Source organism: Rhizobacter sp. P3_B12 (assembly GCF_056402895.1).
On sequence record NZ_JBFUGN010000259.1, the window covers coordinates 1 to 7,056 of the forward strand.

At 69.6% G+C, this 7,056-nt stretch carries 1 protein-coding gene and 1 pseudogene; both read left to right on the plus strand.

The window, feature by feature from the left end; all coding sequences use genetic code 11:
• Positions 1-15: 15 nt before the first annotated feature.
• Complete coding sequence (locus AC1D01_RS15205; protein ID WP_477867602.1) at positions 16-5,253, plus strand: SPM autocatalytic domain-containing protein; 5,238 nt, start codon at positions 16-18, stop codon at positions 5,251-5,253.
• A gap of 80 nt (positions 5,254-5,333) precedes the next feature.
• Positions 5,334-7,056 (plus strand): annotated as a pseudogene (locus AC1D01_RS15210) (heme utilization protein); the annotation flags it as partial.

Sequence of the window (7,056 nt, forward strand, 5' to 3'; positions counted from 1 at the left end):
ATCAGCACCGCCGGCATCCGTGGCCTGAACAGCGACCAGTTCGCGGCCCTCACCTCGGACCAGGTSGCATCGCTGACGACCGSSCARRTCKCCGCRCTGACGACCASCCAGCTGKCSTCGCTGASCTCCGAYTCGCTGAACGCRCTGAGCACCRCGCAGTTCGSSRTSCTGTCGACGGCCCAGGCYGCCGCSCTSACCWSCGACCAGATCCCGCACCTSGAATCGTCGGACCTGCGYGCGCTGAGCACCGCCGCGMTSCGCAACTGGASCACCGCSCAGATCGAYGCGCTGACCTCCGACCAGATGGGYSMGCTSACSACCGCCCAGGTCGCCGGCCTGACGACCGCSCARCTGRSCAACCTGASSACCRMCGACCTGAACGCGMTGAACACCGCGCAGTTCGYCGCGCTGTCGACCGCCCAGGTCGCCKSSCTGACCGCCACSCAGATCGCCGGSCTGCAATCCGATGACCTGCGTGCCCTGAGSACSGCSCARTACGCCGCGMTGAACTCSGCRCAAGTGGGTGCGCTGACGACCGACCAGATCCCGAACCTCGAATCGGCCGACCTGCGCGCCATCAGCACCACCGCGATCCGCGCGCTGAACAGCGACCAGCTGGCCGCCCTCGACTCGAGCCAGATCGGCGCGCTGACGACCGGCCAGGTCGCCGCGCTGACGACCACGCAGCTGTCGACGCTGAACAGCGACGACCTGCGCGCCCTGACGACGCAGCAGTACGCCGCGCTGTCGACCACGCAAGTCGCCTCGCTGACCACCGACCAGATCCCGGTTCTCGAATCGAGCGACCTGCGCACGCTGAGCACCGCCGCGCTGCGTTCGTGGAACACCGACCAGCTGAACGCGCTGAGTTCCGACCAGATGGGCCAGCTGACGACCGCCCAAGTGGCCGGCCTGACGACCACCCAGCTCGCGAACCTGACGACCGAGGACCTGAACGCGCTGAACACCGCTGACTTCGCTGCGTTGACGACCGCCCAGGTCGCCGCGCTGAAGGTCAGCCAGATCGCCGGCCTGGAAACCGACGACCTGCGGGCGATGACGACGGCGCACTACGCCGCGCTCAGCACCGCGCAAGTCGGCGCCCTCACCAGCGACCAGATCCCGCACCTGGAATCCGCTGACCTGCGTGCCATCAGCACCGCCGGCATCCGTGGCCTGAACAGCGACCAGTTCGCGGCCCTCACCTCGGACCAGGTGGCATCGCTGACGACCGCGCAAGTCGCCGCGCTGACGACSACCCAGCTGTCGTCGCTGACCTCCGACTCGCTGAACGCGCTGAGCACCGCCCAGTTCGCGATCCTGTCGACCGCGCAGGTCGCGTCGCTGACGACCGACCAGATCCCGCACCTCGAGTCTTCGGACCTGCGTGCGCTGAGCACCGCCGCGCTGCGTTCGTGGAACACYGACCAGCTGAACGCGCTGAGCTCCGACCAGATGGGCCAGCTGACGACCGCGCAAGTGGCCAACCTGACGACGACCCAGCTGGCGAACCTGACGACGGAAGACCTGAACGCGCTGAACACCGCTGACTTCGCCGCGCTGTCGACCGCCCAGGTCGCTGCGCTCAAGGTCAGCCAGATCGCCGGCCTGGAAACCGACGACCTGCGGGCGATGACGACGGCGCAGTTCGCCGCGCTCAGCACCGCACAAGTCGGCGCGCTGACCAGCGACCAGATCCCGCACCTGGAATCGTCCGACCTGCGTGCCATCAGCACCGCCGGTATCCGTGGCTTGAACAGCGACCAGTTCGCGGCCCTCACCTCGGATCAGGTGGCTTCGCTGACGACCGCGCAAGTGGCCGCACTGACGACCACCCAGCTGTCTTCGCTGACCTCCGACTCGCTGAACGCGCTGAGCACCGCCCAGTTCGCGATCCTGTCGACCGCGCAGGCCGCTTCGCTGACCTCCGACCAGATCCCGCACCTSGAATCGTCGGACCTGCGTGCSCTGAGCACCGCCGCGATCCGCAACTGGASSACCGCRCAGGTCGACGCRCTGACCAGCGACCAGATGGCCCAGCTGACGACGGCGCAAGTCGCCGCRCTGACGACSGCCCAGCTSRSCAACCTGGTCASCGACGACCTGAACGCGCTGAACACCGCGCAGTTCGCCGCGCTGTCCACCGCGCAAGTGGCTTCGCTGACCGCCACGCAGRTSGCCGGKCTGCARTCCGATGACCTGCGTGCCCTGACGACGGCSCASTWCGCCGCGCTGARCACCRCGCAAGTSGCYGCGCTGACSACCGACCAGWTSCCGAACCTCGARTCGGCCGACCTGCGTGCGATCAGCACGACGGCGCTGCGCCAGCTCGACTCGGCACAGCTTGGTTCGCTGACCAGCGACCAGTTCGCCGCGCTGACGACCGCGCAAGTGGCCGCGCTGACGACGACCCAGCTGTCGMMMCTCGGCACCGRCGACCTGAACGCGCTGACGACGACGCAGTTCGCGRCGCTGTCGACCGCCCAGGCCGCCKCGCTGACGACCGACCAGATCCCGACGCTGGAATCGGCCGACCTGCGTGCCCTGAGCACCGCCGCGATCCGCAACTGGACCACCGCGCAGATCGACGCGCTGACCTCCGACCAGATGGGCCAGCTGACGACCGCGCAAGTGGCCGGCCTGACGACCGCCCAGCTGAGCAACCTGGTGAGCGATGACCTGAACGCGCTGAACACCGCCGACTTCGCCGCGCTGTCGACCGCCCAGGTCGCTTCGCTGACGGTCGGCCAGGTGGCCGGCCTGCAGACCGACGACCTGCGTGCGATGACGACGGCGCACTACGCCGCGCTGACCACTGCACAAGTCGGCGCGCTCACCAGCGACCAGATCCCGCACCTGGAATCGGCYGACCTGCGTGCCATCAGCACCGCCGGCATCCGCGGMCTGAACAGCGACCAGTTCGCTGCGCTGACCTCGGACCAGGTGGCATCGCTGACGACCGCGCAAGTCGGCGCGCTGACGACGACGCAGCTGGCCTCGCTGAGCTCCGACTCGCTGAACGCGCTGAGCACTGCCCAGTTCGCGATCCTGTCGACGGCGCAAGTCGCTTCGCTGACCTCCGACCAGATCCCGCACCTGGAATCGTCGGACCTGCGTGCCCTCAGCACCTCGGCCATCGCCAACATGAGCACCGCGCAGATCGATGCGCTGAGCTCCGACCAGATGGGCCAGCTGACGGTGGCCCAGGTCGCCGCGATGACGACGGCCCAGCTGAGCAACCTGGTCACCGACGACCTGAACGCCTTCGGCACCGCGCAGTTCGCGGCGCTGTCGACGGCCCAGGTGGCCTCGCTGACGGTCACGCAGATCGCCGGCCTGCAATCCGACGACCTGCGTGCGCTGACCACCGCGCACTACGCGGCACTGACCACGGCCCAGGCGCATGCGCTGACGACCGACCAGATGCCGGACCTGGAATCGGCCGACCTGCGCGCGCTGAGCACCAACGCGATCCGCGCACTGGACTCCGACCAGCTGGCCGCCCTCACCTCTGACCAGATGGCGGCACTGACCACCGGCCAGGTGGCGGCGCTGACGGCCAGCCAGGTCGGCACGCTGACCACCGACGACCTGAACGCGCTGACCACCAGCCAGTTCGCGGTCTTCTCGACGGCGCAGGTGCAGACCCTGGGCAGCGACCAGATGGCGGCCCTGCAGACCGACGACCTGCGTGCACTGAGCACCGCGGCGCTGCATTCGCTGAGCACCGCGCAGCTGGACGCGATGGGTTCCGACCAGTTCGGTGCGCTGAGCACGGCGCAGGTCGCTGCGCTGACCACGACGCAGATCTCGAGCCTGTCGAGCGATGACCTGAACGCGCTGACCGGCACGCAGTTCGCGGCGCTGACCACCGCGCAGTCGGCTTCGCTGACGGCTTCGCAGATCGGCACGATGGCCACCGACGACCTGCAGGCACTGACCACGGCGCACTACGCGTCGCTGTCGGCGACCCAGGTGCTCGGCATCACGACCGACCAGATCTCGGTGATCGAGACGCAGGACCTGCGCGCGCTGACCTCGACCTCGCTGCGTGCCCTGACGGATGCGCAACTGGGCGAGCTGACGACGACGCAGCTCTCCTCGCTGGGCGGCCAGGTCAGCAACCTGACGACCTCGCAGCTCTCGCACCTGGCCACCGACGACCTGAACGCGTTCACCGCCTCGCAGTTCCTGGTGATGAACACGGCGCAGATCCAGTCGCTGACGGTCACGCAGATCGGCAACCTGGAAACCGCGGACCTGCGTGCACTGAGCACGGCCGCGATCCAGTCGCTGACGACCGACCAGGTCCAGGCCATCACGACCGACACCTTCCAGGCCTTGAGCGCGACGCAGATCGCCGCGTTCACGACCGCCCAGGTGCATGCGCTGACGACCGACCAGGTCATCGCGCTGACGACCACGCAGACGATGGCCCTGGAAACGCAGGACATCGCCGCGATGACGATGACGCAGATCGCGGCCTTCGAAGGCCAGGACATCGCGGTGATGTCGTCGCCGCAGCTGGATGCCTTCATGGCGGCCTCGCCGATCGTGCTGGACCTGAACGGTGACGGCGTCTCGACGGTGTCGGCGGCGCACGGCGTCAACTTCGACCTGAACGCCACCGGCCATGCCAACAAGGTGGGCTGGGCGTCGGCGACGGACGGCATCCTGGTGATGGACCGCAACGGCGACGGCAAGATCAACGACGGCACCGAGCTGTTCGGCGTCGCGACCGTGAAGGCCGACGGCACCCGCGCCGGCAACGGTTACGAGGCCATGAAGATCGAGGACACGAACCACGACGGCAAGCTGAGCGCCGCGGACGCGAACTTCGACAAGCTGAAGGTGTGGGTCGATGCCAACCAGGACGGCATCTCCGAGGCGGGCGAGCTGAAGGGCCTGGCCGATTTCGGGATCGTCTCGCTGGACCTGCATGCCGCGAGCGGCACGACGGTGCAGAACGGCAACCTGCTGGGCCTGGTGTCGAGCTACACGACGACCGACGGCGCCAAGCACGACATGGCGGACGTGTGGTTCGGCAAGGCCGCGGCGACCGATGCCACGGCAGCCAAGGAACTGCCGGTGCAGCTGGCCGATGTGCTGGCCGCCCCGACGGCCGACGTGCTGGGCGGCAGCAGCGCCCCGACGGTGGCCGCGACGCAGACCACGGCGCATGCCGCGGTGCATGTCGATCACAAGCTGCTGGCCGACGACGAGCACCTGAAGAACATCGGCCCGCTGATCTGATCACGGCAACCGATGGCGCGGCACGCACTCCCTGAAGTGCGTGCCGCGCGGTCACGCCGGTCACCCGCATCCCTGCCCGCATGAAATTCGGCATCGTCAAGTGGTTGGTGAGCAAGCTGCTGCCCTCGGCCTGGCGGGACCTGTTCTCGTCCGACGGCGGCAGCGGCGGCTCGACCGCGCCGACGACGCCGGCCACCCCGACGTCCAGCACCGGCGCGCTGACCGATGCCCAGGTGCAGGCGCTGACGACGGCGCAGATCGCCGGCATGACGACCAGCGAGCTGAACGCGTTGACGACCGCGCAGTTCGCGATGCTGTCGGCGACGCAGGCGGGTGCGATCACGACCACGCAGGCGGCCAACCTGGAGACGGCGGACCTGCGCGCGCTGACCACCGCCGCGATCCGCGGCTGGAGCAGCGCGCAGCTCGCGGCGCTGACGACGCAGGAGATCGGCCTGCTGACCACCGCGCAGGTGGCCGCGCTGACGCCGGCGCAGATCGCCGCGCTGTCGACCACCTCGCTGAACGCGATGACGACCGCCGAGTTCGCGGCCTTCAACAGCGCGCAGGCCGCGGCGTTGACCACGCAGCAGATCTCGCACCTGGAGACGGCCGACTTGCGGGCACTGACGACGGCTGCGCTGCGCGGCTTGTCGGCGGCACAGCTCGATGCCCTGAGCACGGCGCAGGTGGCGCTGCTGAGCACGGCGCAGGTGGCCTCGCTGGCGCCGGCGCAGATCGCGGCGCTGTCGACCGGTGACATCGCGGCCCTGCAGACGGCGCAGGTCGCCGCGCTGAACAGCGCCCAGGTGGCGGCACTGACGACCGACCAGATCGCCGCGATCGAAACGGCAGACCTGCGCGCATTGAGTTCCGCCGCGTTCCGGGCACTGAGTCCGGCGCAGATCGAGGCTTTCACGTCCGGGCAGTTCGGTGCGCTGACGACGGCGCAGATCGCGACGCTGACGCCAACGCAGATCGCCGGGCTGGGCAGCGACGACCTGCAGGCGCTGACGAGCACCCAGTTCGCGGCGCTGACCTCGGCCGAGGTGGTCGCGTTGTCGCCGGAGCAGATCGCGGTGCTGGAGACCGCCGACGTGCGCGCGCTGAGCACCGCCGCCTTCCGCGCGCTCAACGACGCCCAGATCGATGCGCTGACGCCATCGCAGCTGGCGGTGCTGACGACGGCGCAGGTGGCTTCGCTGACGCCCGGCCAGGTGGCGGCCTTCAGCACCGACGACCTGCTCGGCTTGAGCACCACGCAGTTCGCCTCGCTGTCATCGACCCAGGTGGCAGCGCTGAGCCCGGCCCAGGTGGCCGCGCTGGAGACCGCCGACTGGGCGGCGCTGAACACATCGGCCATCAAGGCGCTGAGTGCCGCCTCGGTGGCCGCGCTGACGACCGACCAGATCGTCGCGCTGACGACGGCCCAGGCGGCAGCGCTGACCGCGACGCAAGCCGCCGCGCTGACGCCGGAGCAGATGCTGGCGCTGGAGACGGGCGACCTGCGCGCGCTGAGCTCGGCCGCGTTCCGCGCGCTGACGCCGGCGCAGATGGACGCGCTCAGCTCGGACCAGTTCTCGGCCTTGACGACGGCGCAGATCGGGGCGCTGACCGGCCCGCAGATCGGCGCGCTGCACACCGACTACCTGAATGCGCTGACGACCACGCAGTTCGCTGCGCTGTCGACCGCGCAGGCGGCTTCGCTGACGGCCACCCAGGTGGCGGCGCTGGAGACGGCCGACCTGGCGGCGCTGAGCACCGGTGCCGTGCGGGCGCTGAGTGCCGCGGCGGTGGCTGCGC